Source organism: Faecalibacterium sp. Marseille-Q4164, assembly GCF_017377545.1.
GTDB lineage: Bacteria > Bacillota > Clostridia > Oscillospirales > Ruminococcaceae > Faecalibacterium > Faecalibacterium duncaniae.
On record NZ_JAFREJ010000005.1, the window covers coordinates 52,179 to 71,111 of the forward strand.

Consider the following 18,933-nt stretch of genomic DNA (forward strand, 5'->3'; position numbering starts at 1 on the left):
AGGTGCCTTACCATGGATGAACGTTTGATCCAGCAGCAGGAGCAGGAGCTTGCAAAGACGGGGCGGTACTATCTGCACGTCTGCTTTATGACCATCCCGCTGCTCTGCATGGCCTGCTTCCTGTACGGTCTGCGGCCCCTGCTGCTCTGCGGCGCGGCGCTGCTCACCGGCAATCTGTGTGACCGCTTGGTCTCCCTGCTGCGCCGCCGCGTGTATCGGGCCGGGGATTTCTCCAACGAGAGCTTTGCCCTCATCATCGCCCTGCTCATGCCCGCCACGGTGGACTGGTATGTGGTCATTATGGCGGTGCTGGCCGGTGTCCTCATCGGCAAGGAGGTGTTCGGCGGCTACGGCAGCTATCCCTTCAACCCCGCTGCTGTGGGCTACGCCGTGGCGGCGGTGTCCTGGCCGGAGCAGGTGTTCCGCTACCCCCAGCCCTATACCAACATCCCCCTGTGGGATGCCACCGGCGTGCCGGTGTCCAGCACCATCTCGGATACCCTGCGCAGCGGCGGCAGCCTGAACATCGGCGCAATTTCGCTGGTGCTGGGCGAGTATGCCGCCCCCATGGGCACCGGTGCCGCCCTCATCCTTCTGGCCTGCGGGCTTTTCCTCTGGCTGCAAAAGGATATCCGTCTGGGCGCTTCTGTCAGCTTTGTGGTCACCTGTGCCCTCATTGCCTTCCTCTTCCCCCGTCAGGTAGGGGTGAACGGCGTGGACATCGCCCTGCGCCTGCAGTGCGTGCGGGACGAGCTGCTGACCGGTGCCATGCTGTTCAGCGCGGTGTTCCTGCTCAACGAGCCCTACACCTGCGCCCACCACCATCTGGGCCGCATCCTGTACGGTGTGCTGGTGGGTGCGATCACCATGGGCTTCCGGTATTACGGCGTGTACGAGACGGGTGTCTGCTTTGCCCTGCTCACGGTCAACAGCATTTCCGGCTGGATGGACCGCACCGAGAGCCGCCTGTACCAGCTGATGCACCGCCCTGCGGCCGGAAAGGAGGGTGCTGAATGAAACGTTCCATTGCAGAACTGATCACCCGTGATCCTGAAAAGTTTGCCCACCATGACCGGGTGTTCAAAAATAACCCCGTTGTCATGCAGGGCATGGGTCTGGCTCCGCTGGTGGTGCTTGCCACCACGGGCAAAAATGCTTTGATGCTGGCCGTGGCTGTGGCCCTGCTGCTCACGCCTTCCCGGATGCTGGCCTGCCTGGTCAGCCGCCTGTTCCCCCTGCGGGACGAGCAGCCTGCCCCGGAAGAGCTGGAGAAAAAGCTGCTGCCCCGGGCGCTGGTGTACAGCGGCAGTGCGGCGGTGGTCTACCTTGCCGCTTATCCCATCCTGAACGCCGTGTTCGGCACCGACCTGCTGATGCTGGGCATCTACCTGCCCATGCTGGTGGTGGAGCCCTTGCTGACCTACCGCTTTGGCCGCGTGCAGGAATCTATGCACAAGGCTGTCTCCAAGGGTCTGCGCATCACGGTGGGCTACGCGCTCATCCTGTTCATCGTGGGCTGCCTGCGGGAGTGGCTGGCGCTGGGCAGTGTGTTTGGGATCCAGCTCAGCCGCTCTGTCCTGCCCATGGCTTCCATGCCGGCAGGCGGTTTCATCGTGCTGGGCGTGGTGTGTGCCGTCTGGCGCGCGCTGGCCCGCAAACACAAGGAATACCTGAAAACTGAGGCGCGCGGCACTCTGGCTGCGCACCCCCGGAAGGAGGTGCAGGATCAGTGAGTGCTGTGATGAATACCATCGGTGTGGCCTTTGCCTACGCCGTGCTGGCCCTGTTTGCCCAGAACGCCATCTTTACCCGTGGTCTGGGCGTGTCGCGCCTGATCCAGCTGGTGGGTGACGAGCGCACCAGCAGCTGGTGGTTTGCCCTGCTGCTCTGTGTTACCCAGACGCTGGTGGCTCCGCTGGCGTATTTTGCGGGTAGCCAGATCGTGGATCTGCCCTACCGTGCCCAGCTCCGCCCGCTGCTCTACCTGGCCTGTGTGGCGGTGGTCTGCATCTTTGAGCACGCCATCCTGCGGGCGGTCAAGGGCCCCCGCAGCGGCCTGCTCATCCGCATCCTGCCCATTGCCGCCGTGAACAGCGGCGTGCTGGGCACCGTGCTGGTGGAGCGCACCCAGAGCTTTACGCTGGCGCAGTCCATCGGCTTTGGCCTGGGCAGCGGCCTGGGCTACCTGCTGGCTGTGATGCTGGTGACCGAGGCGGGCAACCGCCTGCGCAGCAAGGCCATCCCCGAAGCATTCCGCGGCCTGCCCATCACCCTGATCTATATCGGTGTGCTGGCGCTGGCCATCTACGGCTTTACCGGCCATTCCGTGATCCTGTAAGTTGACCCCAAGGAGGGTGGTTGATTATGGCAAGATATCCCAAACGCCAGAAGGTCAAGCGCTACCGGCGCAGCTTTTACACCCGCGAGATGCGGCTGAAAAAGGGCATCGGCATTGCGGTGCTGGTGGTGGCCGTGCTGGCAGCGGCCTGGGTGGCCGCGCCCCATGTGCTGGACTGGGCCACCCATACCTGGTATACCGTGGTGCGGGATCGTGACCTCTCCGCATCCAGTGCTGTCAGCGAGAGTGCATCCTCCGGGGCACAGAGCACCGCTGCCAGCGAACCGGCAGCTTCCTCGGTGCCGGAAAAAGAGCCGGAGCCCGAGGTCAAGGGCACTGATATTGTGACTGGCCTGTGGGCAGAGGTGGATGTGACCACCCTGACCGACGAGGCCGCCATCCGCTCCGCCGCCCGGCAGCTCAAGGCACAGGGCATGACCTATGCCATCCTGACCCTGAAGGACACCGCCGGGCAGGTGTATTACGCCTCCCAGACGGCGGTGGGTGCCGCCAATGCAGCCCCCACGCAGGACGAGCTGACGAGTGTGGCATCCATCTTCAAGGAGGAGGGGCTGGTGCCGGTGGCTGCGCTGACTGCCTTCCGTGACCCTGCCGGTGCCCGGGCCGACCACGCTCTGGCCATCCGGTATCAGGGGCAGGAGTACCTCTGGCTGGACAACAAGGCTTCCGCCGGAGGCAACCCCTGGCTGAACCCCTACGCTGCGGAGACCGTGCAGTATATCGGCGATCTGATCGCTGAAGTACACGCCGCCGGGTTTGATCAGGTGCTGCTGGAAAATGTCCAGTTCCCTTCGTCCACCAGCGCCAAGCAGGACTATGGCACCACCAACGGTGTGGATCGTGCCGGGCAGCTGACTGCGGATATCGCCGCCTGGCAGGCCCGCTTCGGAGATACGGTGACGCTCTGGTATGGTTATTCGCTGGCCGAGGTGACCGGCTCCTCCAGCCAGCTGGGAGCCCCTGCGGCCCAGCTGGGCGTGAAGAACCTGCTGGTGAAGGTCCCGTCCTCCTCTACGCTGGATGCAGCGGCCCGGGAGGAGATGGCCCTCTCCCTGACCGAGGCAGGTGTGGAGCATGTGGTCATCCGGGACGATGCCGCCAGCTATTTTGAGTGATCCCTGCGTTTTTGTGAGAGGGAGGGAAGTATTATGAACAAAACACCCTGTTTTTCCCCGGCGCACATCCTGCTGCCGTCGGAACAGATCCCGGTGGGGCAGTGGGGCTGTGTGGCCTGCGATCAGTTCACCAGTGACCGTTCCTATTGGGAAAAGGCTGCGCAGGCCGCCGCAGGCGGTCCCAGCACACTGGACCTGATGCTGCCGGAGGTCTATCTGGAAGAGGATGACGTGGATGCAAGGATCAGCGCCATCCATGCGGCCATGGACGATTATACCCGGAACGTGCTGACCCGCGCGGTGGACGGCTTCATTTATGTGGAGCGCACTGAGCAGAGCGGCCGGGTGCGGCAGGGCCTTGTGGGCAGGATCGACCTGGAGGCATACAGCTATGCCGAGGGCGCGGTGCCTGCCATCCGCCCCAGTGAGCACACCGTGGAAAGCCGCATCCCGCCCCGCATGGCGGTGCGCCGGGGGGCAAGGCTGGAAACGCCCCATATTATGATGCTGGCCGATGATCCCGGCTGCACCCTTATCGAGCCCATCGGCGAGAAAAAGGAGCAGCTGCGCAAGGTCTACGAGGGCGACCTGATGCTGAACGGCGGCCACATTGCCGGCTGGGCAGTGGAAGATCCCGCCCTGCTGGCTCAGATCGACAGCGCCCTGAACGCTCTGGGCAGCCAGGAGGCCTTTGATGCCCGGTATCCCCAGGCAAAGGGCGGCGCGCCCCTGACGCTGGCCGTGGGCGACGGCAACCATTCGCTGGCTTCCGCCAAGGCCTGCTGGGAGGAACTGAAAAAGACCCTGACCCCGGAGCAGCAGCTGACCCACCCGGCCCGCTGGTGCCTGGCTGAGGTCTGCAATGTCCACTCTCCGGCCATTGAGATCGAGCCCATCCACCGCGTCCTTTTCAATGTGGACTGCGGTGCCGTGCTGCTGGCCCTCATCGCGTGGAGCGATTCCCACGCGGCAGGCATCTGCTTCGGCGATGCAAAACAGCAGTCCTTTACGCTGGCAGGCCCCCATGTGGCCAATGTGCTCAGCTTTGAACATCCCGTTGCCCCGCTGACCGTGGGCACCATTGACGCATTCATTGAGTATTTCATGGCCCGCCACATCGAGGCCCGGGTGGATTATGTCCACGATGAGCCCGCTGTCCGCGCCCTGTGCAGGCAGGGGGGTGTAGCTTTCCTGATGCCGCCCTTTGAGAAGAGCGATCTGTTCAAGGGCATCGTTATGGGCGGTGTGCTGCCCCGCAAGACCTTCAGCATGGGGCACGCAGAGGAAAAGCGCTATTATATGGAATGCAGAAACATTTTAGGTGAAGAATGACATTTAACGAACTGAATCTTTCCGCGCCTGTGCTGCGTGCTGTGGCACAGGCGGGCTATGAATCCCCCTCGCCCATTCAGGCAGCGGCCATTCCGCCGGTGCTGGCCGGGAGGGACTTGATGGGCTGCGCCCAGACGGGTACCGGCAAGACGGCTGCCTTTGCGCTGCCCATGCTCGACCGCCTGACTGCCAGCGCACCCCGCAAAAAGGGTGCTATCCGCGCCCTGATCCTGACCCCTACCCGGGAGCTGGCTTTGCAGATCGGCGAGAGCTTTGAAGCCTACGGCAAGTATCTGACCCTGCGCAGCACCGTCATCTTTGGCGGTGTGGGTCAGGCTCCGCAGGTCGCAGCCCTGAAAAAGGGCGTGGACATCCTCATTGCCTGCCCGGGCCGCTTGAACGACCTGGTGGGGCAGGGGCTGCTGGACCTTTCCAACATTGAGATCTTTGTTCTGGACGAAGCCGACCGGATGCTGGATATGGGCTTTGTCCACGATGTGAAAAAGGTGATCGCCAAGCTGCCCAGGCAGCGCCAGAACCTGATGTTCAGCGCCACCATGCCCAAGGAGATCGAGCAGCTGGCCGCAGGCATCCTGCATGACCCGGCCTTTGTCAAGGTGGACCCGGTGTCCAGCACGGTGGACCGCATCCAGCAGAGCCTGTATTTTGTGGAGAAGGGCAACAAGAAGTTCCTGCTGCCCTGGCTCATCAAAAACCTGAAGCCTGAGGTGGTGAACGCGCTGGTGTTCAGCCGCACCAAGCACGGAGCCGATAAAATTGCAAAAGATCTGAACAAACAGGGCATCCCCGCTGCCGCCATCCACGGCAACAAGAGCCAGACCGCCCGCGTGACGGCGCTGGAGGATTTCAAGGCGGGCAAGACCCGGGTGCTGGTGGCGACCGATATCGCCGCCCGCGGCATTGACATCAGCGAGCTGTCTCATGTGTTCAACTACGACTTGCCCGAGGTGCCCGAGACCTACGTCCACCGCATTGGCCGCACGGCCCGTGCCGGTGCCGACGGCACTGCCGTCAGCTTCTGCGCCCCGGAGGAAAAGGAATATCTGGCCGGGATCGAAAAGCTGAACCGCCGCCAGATCCCGGTTATCTCCGGCCATCCCTGGGACGGTGTGCCTGCCCCTGTCAAGGCTGCGCCCCCGGTGCGGGGCAAAAAGCCCAAGGCAGAAGCAGAGCAGCCGGAAAAGCCTGTGAAGGCAGAGAAGCCTGCCAAAGCAGAAAAGGCAGCCAAGGCCGAAAAGCCCGCTGCCCCCAAGAAGGAAAAAGCGGCTGCAAAACAGCCCAGTCCCAAGAATACCGAACCGAAAGAAGGAACATCCATGGAGGAAAACCAGAAGCGCACTTCCGGCGGTCGCAATGAGAACCGCCGCTCCAATAACAGCCGCCCCCGCCGCGAGGGCAATGCCCCGCAGCCGGCCAACCGCGGCAGCAACGCCCAGCCCAAATTCGACCCCCACTTTGTGAGCGCCCCGGAGGCTACCCCCCTGCGCCCGGTCAAAAAGGCTCCGGCTGCGCAGCCTGCCGCAAAGCAGCCTGCTCCGGCCCAGAACGGCCAGCGTCAGCGCGGCGGTCAGCCTGCCCGTGCCGAGCAGCGCACCGACCGCAATGATCCGCGCACCGAGCAGCGGGCAGAGCGGAATGCGCGCAATGCCCGCCCGGCCCAGAACGGCCAGAGCCAGCAGGGCAGCCGCAATAATCGCAATGCAGTGCAGAGCAGCCGCCCGGACCGCCCCGCCAAGAGCGAGGCACCCCGCGGCCGCAGCCGGAACACCGCCCCCGCACGGGACGAGGACCCGGGCCTGATGCTGATCAGCCGCCGCCCGCCCCAGCAGAAGTTCACCAACTTTGAAGAGTATATGACCGCCCACGGCGGTGCCACCGCACCCATTGAGGATCACACCGATGAAACCTGAGCCGTTTGCCCCCTGGCAGTGCCCGCTCTGCGGCGAACCCCTGACCGGGGACACTGCCCTGAAATGCGGCAGGAACCACTGCTTTGACCGGGCGAAAGAGGGGTACTGGCACTTGCTGCCGGTGCAGAGTATGCGCACCAAGGCCCCGGGTGACAGCAAAGAGATGGTCGCCGCCCGCCGTGCTTTCCTGAACGCCGGGTATTACGGCATCTTCGGCCGGGCGCTGGGGGAACTGTGCCTTGCGTATGGTGTTCCCACCGGGGCAGATGCACCGCTCCACCTGCTGGATGCGGGCTGCGGCGAGGGCTGGTACGACCGCTGCATTGCACAGGCCTTTGCGCAGGCGGGCCGGCCGGTGCAGCTGGCGGGCTTTGATATCGCAAAGCCTGCGGTGCGTCTGGCCGCAAAGGCACTGCCTGCCGCAAAATACGCGGTGGCATCCAGCTTTGCCCAGCCTGTCCGCACCGGATGGGCCGACCTGCTGCTCAACTGCTTCTCGCCCTTTGCGCAGGAAGAGTTCCGGCGTGTGCTGCGCCCGGGCGGACGGATGATCTATGTTGTGCCCGGTGCAGAGCACCTCTACCAGATGAAGGCTGTCCTCTACGACACGCCTTATAAAAATCCGGTGCAGGAGGTGGCCTATGAGGGCTTCCGTCCCATCGGGGAGCGGGAAGTCTCGGGCAGCATCACGGTGCCTGCCGGGCAGCTGGAGGCGCTGTTCGCCATGACCCCCTATTACTGGAAAACGCCGCGGGATGGCGCGGCCCGCCTGGCCGCCCTGCCCGAGCTGACCACGGACATCGCGTTCCGCTTCCTCGTGTTTGAAAAAGAATGATCGAAAAGCCCCCGGCCTGTGAGGATACAGGCCGGGGGCTTTTTGCGCGCAGAAAACAGGGTCACATCGCGATCCAGCCCAGTGCGTTGGCGACCGAGCTGGCCAGGATGATAGCCGCGAAGATGGGGCAGAGATACCGGAGCATAAAGTTGAACACCGGTTTGCGGCGGAAGGGCTGACCTTCCTGCGTGACCTCTTCCTCGATCTTTTCCACACCGACGATCCGGGAGACCAGCAGGCAGGTGGCAATGGCCGCAATGGGCATCATCACCGAGTTGGTCAGGAAGTCGAAGAAATCGAGGAACTGCATCCCGAACACGGTCACACTGGCAAGGGGGCCGTAGCCCAGCGCGGAAAGGCTGCCCAGTGTGATCATAATGCAGCCGATGAGGATGGTGGAACGGGTGCGGTCCCAGCCCAGCTCGTCCTCAAAGGTAGAAACGGCACTCTCGGTCAGGGCAATGGAGCTGGTGAGGGCCGCAAACAGCACCAGCACAAAGAAGAGCACGCCTACGGCAGTGCCCATGCCCATGCTGGCAAAGACCTTGGGGATGGTAATGAACATCAGGGCCGGGCCCGCCTGCAGGGTGTCAGGGTCGCCGCCCGAAAAAGCGAACACGGCGGGAATGATCATCAGGCCCGCCATGATGGCAATGGCGGTGTCGAAGATCTCCACGTTTTCCGTGGACTGCTCAATGGATACGTTCTTTTTCATGTAGGAGCCAAAGGTCACCAGGATGCCCATGGCAATGGAGAGGGAGTAGAACATCTGCCCCATGGCGGAAACCACGGTCATCCACGAGAAGTTGGCTGGGTTGGGTACCAGAAAATACTTTACGCCTGCCAGTGCGCCGGGCCGTGTGACCGAGTAGACGGCAATGACTACCGAGAGCACCACCAGCACCGGCATCATCACCTTGGAAACGCGCTCCACGCCGTTGCGCACACCCGCAAAGATGATGCCCAGCGTGATAAAGGTGAACAGCAGGAACGCGATCTCGGCCAGCAGACCGTTGGAGATGAAGCCGGAGAAATACCCGTCCGATGCCAGCGCGCTGCCGTGGCCGGTGAGATACTGGGCCAGATAGTGGATGACCCATCCGCCGATGACCGAATAATAGGGAACGATCAGGATGGGGATGACGGCGTTGATCCAGCCGCCGAACGCCAGCCCCTTCCCCTTGCCAAAATGGCTGTAAGCGCCCACCGGGCTTTTGCGGGTCATCCGGCCCAGCGCCGTTTCGGCAATGATCATGGTGTAGCCAAAGGTGACAGCCAGCAGGATGTAGATGAGCAGAAAAATGCCGCCGCCGTATTTTGCGGCCAGATACGGGAAGCGCCAGATGTTTCCCAACCCGACCGACGCACCGGCGGCGGACAGCACGAATCCGAGTTTGCCGGAAAACGCACTGCGCTTGTGTTGAGTTTCCATGTTTTTTTCCTCTTTTCCAGTTGATAAAATCAAGTGTAACATAGAGAAAACGGGATTTCAACGAATCGCAGGCGTTTCACCGTTGGAGAGATTTCAGGTGGAAGGTGAAGAAAAGTGAATCACTTTCGGGTAAAGGGCTCCATACCGTGCTCCTCGGGGGTGTAGTATTCCATCAGGGAAATGTAGTTTTCCGGGTGGTGGCAGAACGCCGCGCGCAAAACGCTGTCCAGCTCGCCCCGGGCGGTGAGCAGGCGGATGATGTACTGGGCCACCATCTGCACCACATCGGTCTCGATGCCGTAGCACAGGCCGACCGCCAGCACCGGGATCAGGATCTGCCGGGCCAGCAGGGGCACGTTCTGGCCGTACCGCTCAAGGATGGGGCGGCTCATGGTGGAGGCGGCCCAGACGCTGCCCACGATCTGCCAGTAATCGATCTCTTTCATGTGGGAAAGGGTCTGCAGCCGCTCCACGATCTCACCGTCGCTGAGGATGTAGCCATCGACCACCTCTTTTTCGGAGCGGAGAAAGGCACACTGGATCATGTCCATGATGGCGGCTTCGTATTTCTGGTGGAAATTTTCCCGGGAAACGCAGAACTTGGCCACGATGTCGATGAGGGCACTGGTGTCCTCGGCGGTGGCAAGACTGCTGATCACCAGCGGCGTTGGGCCGAATTCCGCCCCCAGTGCATCCAAATCAGCCAGCTCTTCGGCATTCCGGGTGGCGGGCAGAAAGCGGTCACAGCCGTTGCGGTGGTAGCCCCAGGCAGCGGGCAGCACCCGGGCCACCGCGTCGCCGCTGGAAATGATGCTGAAGATGTTGCTCTCGGGCCAGCTTTCCAGCAGGGTGCCGTCCGGGGCGTGATTGGCATCGAAATCCTGCTGCAGGTCAGGCCGGTCGGCGGCAGTCAGGGCTGCAGGCACCGCAAAGCCGTAGGCATAGATGTTCTCCCGCCCCAGCTGGGGGAGCTCCCGGGCGATCTTTGCCGCCAACAGATTTGCAATGATGGAACCGCGGCTGTAGCCGCCCAGCCAGAGCTTGAAGGCACCGCTCTGCCCTGCCCGGGCCAGATAGGCCTTGAGGGACGCAAACACCGCCGCCACAGGTGTGACAAAGCCGGTGTGCGCGCTGGTATCACCTATGTGGAAGTTGCTGGCCCACTCGCCGCCATAGCCGCCGCCCCGCAGGACAAGCGCCACAAGGGTGGTACGCTGGCCGTTCAGGGTCAGGGTCTTGCGGGCCAGCGAGTAGCCCACAAAGTCCCCGGCCCGGCCGGTGTCGAGGTCGTAATTGTAGAACAGCGCGTCCTCAAAGCCCAGGGTCTCGTAGGCGGCGGCAATGTGGGCTTCCCGCCCCACAGAGCCGTTGACCCAGTATTCCGCATCGCTGGCCACGGTGTTGGCCGCAGCGCAGACCAGACCCAGCGTTGCCAGCGCCAGCTGGTGGTCATATTGGGTGGCCGGGTGGGTGAAAAAGCTGTCGGAGTAATAGAACGCGTGGGTCAGGTCACAGCCGCTCAGGTCGCTGCGGATGCCGATGGTGTAGCGGCCATCCGGCACTGCATGGCCCACGGAGCCCTGCCCGGCGGCCTGGACCATCAGCCCGGGCAGCAGAGTGCTGCCGGCCGCAAACCCCAGCACCTTGCAAAAACTTCTTCGATCCATAATTTTCCCCTCAAAAACCAGAATGGATTTTTTCTTAGTATACCGTATCCCGGGTGGGGATACAATCCAAAGTTTTCCGGGCGGCAAAAAACGGGCCGGTGTTGCGCACACCGGCCCGTTATGTTACACTGTTGTTCAGTCCAGATCCTTGCAGCACTCCACGATGTGGTGGAACATCTGCTCCACGGCGGGAGCCATGGCGGTGGGACGCTGGACGGCCAGACCCACCACGCGGTCCTCTTCGGGCTCGATGGGGTAGATCTTGACCGCTGCCGTGCAGTTGCGCAGCAGCATCCGGGGCATGATGGAAATACCCAGGCCTGCCTCGACCATGGCAATGTTGGACTGGTCGTCGATGACATGGCAGCGGCGCTCTGTTGAGAGGGAATACTTCTTGAGGAACTGACGCATCTCCGCGTCGGTGGCATCCCACTGCACCACAAAGTTCTGCCCGTTCATCAGGGCGGGGGTCATCACGCCGTTGGGCGGCTCGGGCCAGTCCATGGGGGTGATGCAGAGCAGCGGCTCGTGGAACAGCTCGGTCAGAACAAACTCCTCCCGGCAGTTGTTGGAGAGGAAGGCAATGTCCACCTGACCGGTGCGCAGCCACTCCTTGACATCGTCGTAGGTGCCCTGATAGACCTCGACTTCGATCTGGGGGTAGTGGGCCATAAAGCCCTTGAGGATGCTGGGCAGCAGCCCGGAGCAGATCGAGTTGAAGGCACCCAGCTTGACCTTGCCCTTTTCCAGGCCGTTCAGGCGGGCAATGCTCTGCTGCAGGGCCTCGTCGCTGTTCAGCACCGCACGGATGGAGGGGTACAGCGAAGCGCCGTAGCTGGTCATGGTAACGCCGTTTTTGCCGCGATTGAATAAGGTAAAGCCCAGCTCAGCCTCCATCACGGCGATGGCGTGGCTGATGGCCGAGGGGGTCAGATGCAACTGCTGAGCCGCTTTGTTAAAGCTGCCCTGCCGTGCAACTGCGTCGAAAATCTCATAAGAAAACAGCGTCATTCCCAATGCCTCCTTCCGGTCTGATCTGGTTCGGAGACGCTCGATCCTCTGTGAATCTTTTTCATCTTTGGTTTGAGATAGTTCAATTATCTTCTTGATTTTACTATCCTGCGCCCGTCCTGTCAAGCATTTTGGGCGGATTTGTGCACGCTCTGTGTAGATTTTGCCGCAGCAGACGCAGGAAATGCCACCTTTCCTCCGTTATAGTTCTTATAACGATTTTTTACAAACTGACCGAGGTGTTTTTTTATGACCGCACTTTCCCCGCGCTGCAGTTTCAGTGGCACCGCTCTTAAAACCATTGCCTGCATCACCATGCTGGTGGACCACATCGGCGCGTCCTGCATCGAGGCAGGGATCCTTACGCCCGGGCTGGACATCGGCACCCTCTCGCGGGACACCCTTTCCACCTATCCGCTGTACCGGCTGGACATGGTGCTGCGCTTCACCGGGCGGCTGGCCTTTCCTATCTTCTGCTTCCTGCTGGTGGAGGGCTTTGTACATACCCGCGATGTGAAAAAATACGTCCGTAGGCTGTTCCTGTTTGCCCTCATCAGTGAGGTGCCCTTTGACCTTGCGTTTTTCCGCACCCCCTTTGACCCCAGTGCACAGAACGTTTACTGGACGCTGGCGCTGGGCGTGCTGGCCATGGCAGGGCTCAAGCATTTTGAAAAGCCGGACGGCTCTGCCAGCTGGAAAGGACTCTTGTGTGCGGCAGGCTGCACGCTTGCGGCGCTTCTGGCTTGTACGGACTACAACGGCATCGGTGTGTTCATCATCTGTGCGCTGTACCTAACCCGTGGCGACCGCAAGCGGCAGTGCATCGTGGGCGCGCTGCTGTTTTTGTTCGAGCTCACCGCCCCGCTGGCCTTTGTGCTGGTCTGGTTCTATAACGGGCAGCGGGGCGCGTGCAGTCCGCTGCATAAGAAGGCCTTTTACTGGTTCTACCCGGTGCACCTGAGCGTGCTGGCTGTGGTGACGAATCTGATCTTGTAACAGAAAGGCCGCTTTCACGGAACGAATTCCGAGGAGGCGGCCTTTTGGTTTCTGAAAATGGAAAAAGCCCGGTGATTTCAAAGAATCATCGAGCTTTTTCTTGGCGGAGTAGGAGGGATTTGAACCCTCGCGCCGTTGTTTAGACGACCTACGCCCTTAGCAGGGGCGCCTCTTCGGCCTCTTGAGTACTACTCCAGAGCAAAGTGTGTTGCACTTATTCAATAAAAATGGCGGAGAGAGTGGGATTCGAACCCACGGTACGTTGCCGTACGGCAGTTTTCAAGACTGCTTCCTTAAACCACTCGGACATCTCTCCTCGTGGGCACCCGCACACGCCGTACCGAATGCCTATTTAATTTACCAGATTTCAGCGGCGCTGTCAAGCCCAAAATCAAAATTTCCGCTCGTTGTGCGCATTTTTGTGCGGAGCGACAACTTTTCTTCGAGAAAAAGCGGGATTTCCTCTTTACTGAAACATCTTTTTGTTGTATAATAAATACAGATAAAACCTTACCGGACCCGGTACAAGCAGAGGAGTGTTGAACAATGTCGTTTCCGGAGCTGTTACGGCAATGCCGAAAGCAAAAGCACATGAGCCAGGCGGAGCTTGCTTCCCTGTTGGGCGTGACTCAGCAGGCCGTGGGCAAATGGGAGAGCGGAAAGAGCTCCCCGGACCCCACCACCGTGGCAAAGCTGGCGGAGATCCTGGACACGACCGCGGACTATCTGTTGGGTTTGTTCGATCCCACCGCGGAGGGGCAGACCGAAGAGCGCTTCTTCGGCAGCTATGTGTACAGCCTGATCCCTGTCATCGGCACGGTCAAGGCGGGCTACGGCGCGCTGGCCTATGAGGAAGACTACGGCAAGGAGTATGCCCGGGTCAAGGACCCTTCCAGCTACTTCTATCTCGTTGTGCGCGGCGACAGCATGGAACCCCGCATCCACGATGGTGACCTTGCCCTGGTGCACCGTCAGGACACGCTGGAAAACGGCGACTTGGGCGTGCTGATCTACGGTGACGAGGGCGAGGGTACCCTCAAGCGCTACCTCCAGCGCGGCAACTGCGTGGTGCTGCAGCCCTTCAACCCGGCCTATAAGGAAATGGTCATCAAGGGCGAGGAGCTCAACCACCTGCACATTGCAGGCCGTGTGGTGGAGACCAAGGCAAAGTGGTAAAAACGCCCCACCAGCGCCTGAAAAAGAAAAGCCATCCAGTATGGCTTTCTTTTTTATACCCATTTTTCGGAGGTGTCCCATGGAACAGAGCCTGATGGATAAGCTGACGATCCTGGCGGACAGCGCAAAATATGATGTTGCCTGTACCTCCAGCGGCGCTTCCCGGGCAGCAGGAGCGGGCGGGGTCGGCAGCTGTTACGCCCCGGGCTGCTGCCACGCCTTTACTGCCGATGGCCGCTGTGTCAGCCTGCTGAAGGTGCTGATGACCAACTGCTGCTCCTTCGATTGCAGCTACTGCGTCAACCGCAAGTCCAACGATGTGCCCCGGGCCACCTTCACCCCCCGGGAGCTGGCAGAGCTGACCATTGAATTCTACCGCCGCAACTACATCGAGGGGCTGTTCCTTTCCAGTGCTGTGCTGGTGAGCCCGGATTATACCACCGAGCGGATGCTGGCGGTTCTGCGCCTGCTGCGGGGGGAGTACCGTTTCGGCGGCTACATCCACGCCAAGGCCATTCCCGGCACCAGCCCGGAGCTGCTGGAACAGCTGGGCTTTCTGGCCGACCGCCTGAGCGTGAACATCGAGCTGCCCAGTGAGCGTAGCCTGAACCTGCTGGCTCCGGACAAAGGGCGGCACTCCATTTTCCGGCCCATGAAGCAGATCGCGGTGGAGGGAGCCGCCAACCGGGAAGAGGTGGCGCTCTACCGCAAGGCCCCCAGATTTGCCCCGGCGGGCCAGAGCACCCAGATGATCGTGGGTGCTTCCCCGGAAACGGATTATCACATCCTGCAATTAACGGAAGGATTATACAATAAGTATCACCTGAAACGGGTGTTTTACTCCGCCTACATCCCTGTGACCGAGGACACCCGCCTGCCCGCGCTGGATACCAAGCCGCCGCTGCTGCGGGAGCATCGGCTCTATCAGGCAGACTGGCTGCTCCGCTTTTACGAGTTCAAGGCAGAGGAACTTCTGGACAGGGACAACCCCAACTTCAACCCCTATCTGGACCCCAAGTGCAACTGGGCGGTGCAGCATTACGGGCTGTTCCCGGTGGACGTGAACCACGCCCCTTTTGAGATGCTGCTGCGGGTGCCGGGCATCGGCCCCAAGAGCGCCCGGCGCATCTGGCACGCCCGCAAACAGGCCGCGCTGGGGCTGGACGAGCTCAAGCGGATGGGCGTGGTGCTCAAGCGGGCGCAGTATTTCATCACCTGCCGGGGCTTTGCGGGGGCGCACCCGGGCCGCGGCAGCGTCGGGCGGGAGCGCATCACCCGGGCGCTCATCGACCCCAACGTATTCAGCGGCGGGGTGGAGCAGCTGAGCATGTTCAGCCCGCCCGCCGTGGATCGGCTGGTGGAGCAGGGTGTGCCGCCCCGCACAGCCCAGAAAATGGTGCGGGAGGAGGCAGTGCAATGTCTGGCCAGAGCCCTGTAAGCCCTGCCCGGAAGCTCCACGATGCCGATGTGGTCTACCTCTATGATGGCAGCTTCGAGGGCTTTCTCTGCTGTGTGTTTGAGAGCTTTGCCCAGCATGAGCTGCCCTTCGCGGTCTGGACCCCGGAGCGGGAGACGGCTACCCTCTACCCTGTGAAGGAGATCCCCACTGACCACGCAAAGGCCCGGCGGGTCTTTGCCAGCTTCCGCGCCAAGCTGGGCGAAGAGACGGAATCCCTTGTCACCCGGGATTTCCTCTCGGGCTGGGAGGATAAGGAGCTGCGGCTCATCCGATTTCTGCATCTGGCCTTTGCGCTGGGGCCAGGCACCGTCAAGCGGCGGGGCCACCCGGAGGTGGCTCCGCTCTACCAGATGAAGCAGAGCCTGGACTGGGAAGTGGACAAGTTTCAGGGCTTTGTCCGTTTTCAGGAGCACGATGGGATGCTGGGTGCAGTCATCCACCCCAAAAACTATATTCTGCCCCTCCTGCGCGGGCATTTCTGTGCCCGCTTCCCGGAGGAGAACTTCCTGATCTATGATGCTGTCCATCAGGCGGTGCTGCTGTACCAGAACCACAAGGCTCAGCTCATGGAGCTGGCCGAACCCCTCACCCTGCCCCCACCTGATGAAAAGGAGCAGCAGTTTCAGGAGCTCTGGCGGCAGTTCTACAAAACGCTGGAGATCAAGGCCCGCCACAACGAAAAGGGCCGTATGACCCACTGCCCCAAGCGATTCTGGGCAGATATGACCGAAATGAAAGAGGAATTGAAATGAAAACGGAAACAAAGACCGGACGCTGGAAATATGCGGCCATCGTGCTAATTGTGACCCTGCTGGTGGGGCTGTTCTGGAGTTATGTAAAAAATGGGCCGAAGGGCGAAATCTATCTTTACGGAGAAGAACACAGCAAGCAGAGCATTCTCGACAAGGAACTTTCCATCTGGGGCGAGTATTACGAAAAAGGAATGCGGGATCTGTTTGTGGAATTCCCGTATACGGATGCACAATTTCTGAACCTGTGGATGCAGGCCGACGATGATGAATTGCTGGATCTGCAGTTCAAGGACTGGGAAGGTACAGCAGGCGGCACCGAGGTCGAGAAGAATTTTCTGAAACAGATCAAGGAGCAGTATCCTGAGACCGTGTTCCACGGCACCGACGTGGGCCATACCTGGGAAAGCACCGGGCCGCGGTATCTGGCCTATCTGGAAGCCAATGGGCAGAAGGACAGCGAAGAGTACCGGCGTGCGCAGGAAAACATGGAACAGGGCAAACGGTACTATGAGATCAAGGCGACGGATGAAGCTTCTTCGGTCCGATACCGGGAGGATCGGATGGTGGAGAACTTCCGGCGCAGCTATCAGGAGCTGGAAGCGGTACGCCGCACCGATATCATGGGTATCTATGGAAGTACACATATTGTGGAGTCGGAGTATCGGAACTCGGATTTTCGCATGGCAAAACAGTTGAGCGAGAACTATGGGAAACATCTCCATACCAAAGATCTGACGCAGGAACCGGAACGGATCGACGCGCTGGAAGTCAACGGAAAGACCTACACAGCATCCTATTTCGGTGAGCAGGATATTTCGATGGTAAAGGGCTACAAGACCCGAAAGTTCTGGCGGTTGGAAGACGCATACGAGGACTTCAAGGAGCTGCCGACACCCCGTGAGATTCTGCCAGCCGACAACTACCCTGTAAAAATCCAGGCTGGGCAGGTGTTTGCTGTGGAGTACCTGATGTCGGATGGATCGACCGAGTGGAAGTATTATATCTCGGACGGCACAGTACAGAACGGCCAACTCATCACAAAGCGGATGAAGATGGAATAAGCAGGCTCCCGGCCCCGGAACTTTGACGAATTTACAAAAAGGTTGCATCTGCGTGGTTGAAACCCGCAAAACCTATGGTATACTATAAGAGATATCCGGGCAGGCATTTCTGCCCCACACACCCCCGCTGCGGGGTCAACACAAAAGGAGTATTGTAGCGTTATGGTTCGCATTACTATGGAAGACGGCGGCATCATCGACATTGAGCTGAATGAGGAAGTCGCCCCCATCACCTGTGAGAATTTCAAGAAGCTGGTCAGCGAGGGCTTCTATAACGGCCTGACCTTCCACCGTGTCATCCCCGGTTTTATGATCCAGGGCGGCTGCCCGCTGGGCAACGGCACCGGCGGCCCGGGCTGGAACATCAAGGGCGAGTTCGCTGCAAACGGTGTGAACAACCCCATCAAGCACACCCGCGGCGTGATCAGCATGGCCCGCAGCATGAACCCCAACAGCGCCGGCAGCCAGTTCTTCATCATGCACAAGGACGCTCCCCATCTGGACGGCCAGTATGCCGCTTTCGGCAAGGTCGTTTCCGGAATGGAGGTCGTGGATAAGATCGCTTCCGTCCGCACCGACTGGAACGATAAGCCCACCACCCCCGTCAAGATGAAGACCGTTGAGCTCATCGAGGGCTGATCTTCTGCGCTTCTGTCCCGCCTGCCCGTGAAGTGCCCCGTCAGGTAGACAAAAAAATAATATAAGATTTTTGTTCGCCGTTTCCACAAGGGAACGGCGAATTTTTTGTGCAAATCGGTGTTAGGCCGCTCGATTCACGGCACGGACGTGAGCTTGCAGCGTCCAACACGGGACATTTTTTGATATTTTGCTTCCGCTGTATCGTGATTGTTTTTGCTTGACATGAAAATACCCCCAGAGTACGCAGAGTTTTCTTTTTACTCTGTCTACTCTAGGGGCAGCATATCATGTTGAGGATACAGGCCGGGGGCTTTCCACCTATGCGTCAGAAAGAGATGAGAGGCTTACTTTTTTTCGCCCTTGGGCAGCAGACCGGCGCGCTCCAGAGCCGGGCGCAGGGCCAGATACAGGATGACCACGCAGATGGTGGAGGCTGCGCTGTTGACAAAGGTGACACCACCGGCAATCTTGGACAGGGCCTGTGCCACGGTGTACTCCTGGCCAAAGATGTAAATGTTGCGGAAATAGCCCAGGAACGGGTCGGTGATGACGTTCAGCAGCAGGCCGGAGCCGCCTGCCACGATGACCTTGAGCAGGTAGCCCTTGCTGTGGCGGTCAAGATCGCGCAGCTTGAACACCTTGTGGGCCACGGCACCGCAGGTGATGCCGATGATGAACTTCAGCACAAAGGTGGTCACGGCATAGCCCGGGTCACCGGCCAGGATATCGGCCAGAGCCAGACCGATCGCACCGGCCAGGCCGCCGGAAACGCCGTCCAGCAGCAGGGCGGTCAGGGCGGTGAAGGTGTTGCCCAGATGGAACGAGGAGCCGCCGTAGAACGGCACGCGGAAGAACAGGTATGCCACCAGGCTCAGCGCGGCCATAACGCCGGTCAGGGCCAGCTCCTTGGTGGTAAAGGTGCGTTTGTACAGCACACTGCCGAACAGGATGACGACGATCACCACAGCCAGCAGCAGCCACATTGCAGTTGTAGACATGATTTTTCCCTCCAAATTTTTCGGGGCGAACCCCCCTCCATCCTGTTTTGCAGGATCGTTCGCCCGTTTCAAAGCCACTTACCCATAAAACTACTTGACATTTGGGTGTGTGGTTGGTATGCTCCTATTATACGCGAAACTGGCACCATGAAAATACCCAGAATAAAGTT

17 protein-coding genes and 2 tRNA genes are annotated in these 18,933 nt (G+C 60.5%); 13 read left to right on the forward strand and 6 right to left on the reverse strand.

Annotated features, from left to right (window positions below):
* The first annotated feature begins 12 nt into the window (after positions 1-12).
* The 7 genes from J3352_RS07235 to J3352_RS07265 are packed head-to-tail and all read left to right on the forward strand — an operon-like array spanning position 13 to position 7,572.
* Complete coding sequence (locus J3352_RS07235) at positions 13-1,017, forward strand: RnfABCDGE type electron transport complex subunit D (RefSeq protein ID WP_156068762.1); 1,005 nt, start codon at positions 13-15, stop codon at positions 1,015-1,017.
* The gene (locus J3352_RS07240; RefSeq protein WP_097771378.1) at positions 1,014-1,733 is read left to right on the forward strand and encodes an Rnf-Nqr domain containing protein; all 720 of its coding nucleotides are present in this window, start codon (positions 1,014-1,016) and stop codon (positions 1,731-1,733) included. The genes J3352_RS07235 and J3352_RS07240 overlap by 4 nt, the downstream gene beginning before the upstream one ends.
* Positions 1,730-2,338 (forward strand): electron transport complex protein RnfA, encoded by a 609-nt coding sequence (locus J3352_RS07245; protein ID WP_227610946.1) that lies wholly within the window; start codon positions 1,730-1,732, stop codon positions 2,336-2,338. Before J3352_RS07240 ends, J3352_RS07245 begins: the two co-directional genes overlap by 4 nt.
* 26 nt (positions 2,339-2,364) lie before the next feature.
* On the forward strand, positions 2,365-3,474 hold the full coding sequence (locus J3352_RS07250; protein ID WP_156066711.1) for a putative glycoside hydrolase: 1,110 nt from the start codon (positions 2,365-2,367) through the stop codon (positions 3,472-3,474).
* A gap of 33 nt (positions 3,475-3,507) precedes the next feature.
* Positions 3,508-4,806, forward strand: a complete 1,299-nt coding sequence (locus J3352_RS07255) for a DUF1015 domain-containing protein (protein ID WP_156066709.1) — start codon at positions 3,508-3,510, stop codon at positions 4,804-4,806.
* Positions 4,803-6,737 (forward strand): DEAD/DEAH box helicase, encoded by a 1,935-nt coding sequence (locus J3352_RS07260; RefSeq protein WP_156066707.1) that lies wholly within the window; start codon positions 4,803-4,805, stop codon positions 6,735-6,737. Before J3352_RS07255 ends, J3352_RS07260 begins: the two co-directional genes overlap by 4 nt.
* Entirely contained in the window at positions 6,727-7,572 is an 846-nt protein-coding gene (locus tag J3352_RS07265; protein WP_156066705.1) for a putative RNA methyltransferase, read from the forward strand. The genes J3352_RS07260 and J3352_RS07265 overlap by 11 nt, the downstream gene beginning before the upstream one ends.
* 61 nt (positions 7,573-7,633) lie before the next feature.
* On the opposite strand, the gene J3352_RS07270 is transcribed toward J3352_RS07265, so the two are convergent.
* From J3352_RS07270 to J3352_RS07280, 3 genes are all read right to left on the reverse strand, one after another.
* Complete coding sequence (locus J3352_RS07270) at positions 7,634-9,004, reverse strand: sodium-dependent transporter (protein ID WP_156066703.1); 1,371 nt, start codon at positions 9,002-9,004, stop codon at positions 7,634-7,636.
* Between the two features lie 119 nt (positions 9,005-9,123).
* Positions 9,124-10,671 (reverse strand): lipase, encoded by a 1,548-nt coding sequence (locus J3352_RS07275; protein ID WP_156066701.1) that lies wholly within the window; start codon positions 10,669-10,671, stop codon positions 9,124-9,126.
* A 135-nt stretch (positions 10,672-10,806) separates the two neighbouring features.
* A complete protein-coding gene (locus J3352_RS07280) occupies positions 10,807-11,682 on the reverse strand; it encodes a LysR family transcriptional regulator (RefSeq protein ID WP_097773180.1) in 876 nt (291 codons plus the stop codon).
* Positions 11,683-11,931: 249 nt separating this feature from the next.
* On the opposite strand from J3352_RS07280, the gene J3352_RS07285 reads away from it, so the two are divergent.
* Entirely contained in the window at positions 11,932-12,678 is a 747-nt protein-coding gene (locus J3352_RS07285; RefSeq protein WP_156066697.1) for a TraX family protein, read from the forward strand.
* Between the two features lie 101 nt (positions 12,679-12,779).
* Here J3352_RS07285 and J3352_RS07290 read toward each other — a convergent pair.
* Positions 12,780-12,873 (reverse strand) — tRNA-Ser (locus J3352_RS07290).
* 33 nt (positions 12,874-12,906) lie between these two features.
* Positions 12,907-12,994 (reverse strand) — tRNA-Ser (locus tag J3352_RS07295).
* A 230-nt stretch (positions 12,995-13,224) separates the two neighbouring features.
* Here J3352_RS07295 and J3352_RS07300 point away from each other — a divergent pair.
* The 5 genes from J3352_RS07300 (at position 13,225) to J3352_RS07320 (ending at position 17,765) form a co-directional block, all read left to right on the forward strand.
* Positions 13,225-13,854, forward strand: a complete 630-nt coding sequence (locus J3352_RS07300; protein WP_005934683.1) for a LexA family transcriptional regulator — start codon at positions 13,225-13,227, stop codon at positions 13,852-13,854.
* Positions 13,855-13,933: 79 nt separating this feature from the next.
* Positions 13,934-15,292, forward strand: a complete 1,359-nt coding sequence (locus J3352_RS07305) for a putative DNA modification/repair radical SAM protein (protein WP_156066695.1) — start codon at positions 13,934-13,936, stop codon at positions 15,290-15,292.
* Entirely contained in the window at positions 15,271-16,065 is a 795-nt protein-coding gene (locus J3352_RS07310; protein ID WP_156066693.1) for a TIGR03915 family putative DNA repair protein, read from the forward strand. The genes J3352_RS07305 and J3352_RS07310 overlap by 22 nt, the downstream gene beginning before the upstream one ends.
* On the forward strand, positions 16,062-17,126 hold the full coding sequence (locus J3352_RS07315; protein WP_156066691.1) for a hypothetical protein: 1,065 nt from the start codon (positions 16,062-16,064) through the stop codon (positions 17,124-17,126). Before J3352_RS07310 ends, J3352_RS07315 begins: the two co-directional genes overlap by 4 nt.
* 162 nt (positions 17,127-17,288) lie before the next feature.
* Positions 17,289-17,765, forward strand: a complete 477-nt coding sequence (locus J3352_RS07320; RefSeq protein WP_156066689.1) for a peptidylprolyl isomerase — start codon at positions 17,289-17,291, stop codon at positions 17,763-17,765.
* 344 nt (positions 17,766-18,109) lie between these two features.
* On the opposite strand, the gene J3352_RS07325 is transcribed toward J3352_RS07320, so the two are convergent.
* Entirely contained in the window at positions 18,110-18,763 is a 654-nt protein-coding gene (locus J3352_RS07325; RefSeq protein WP_156066687.1) for an ECF transporter S component, read from the reverse strand.
* Positions 18,764-18,933 lie beyond the last annotated feature (170 nt).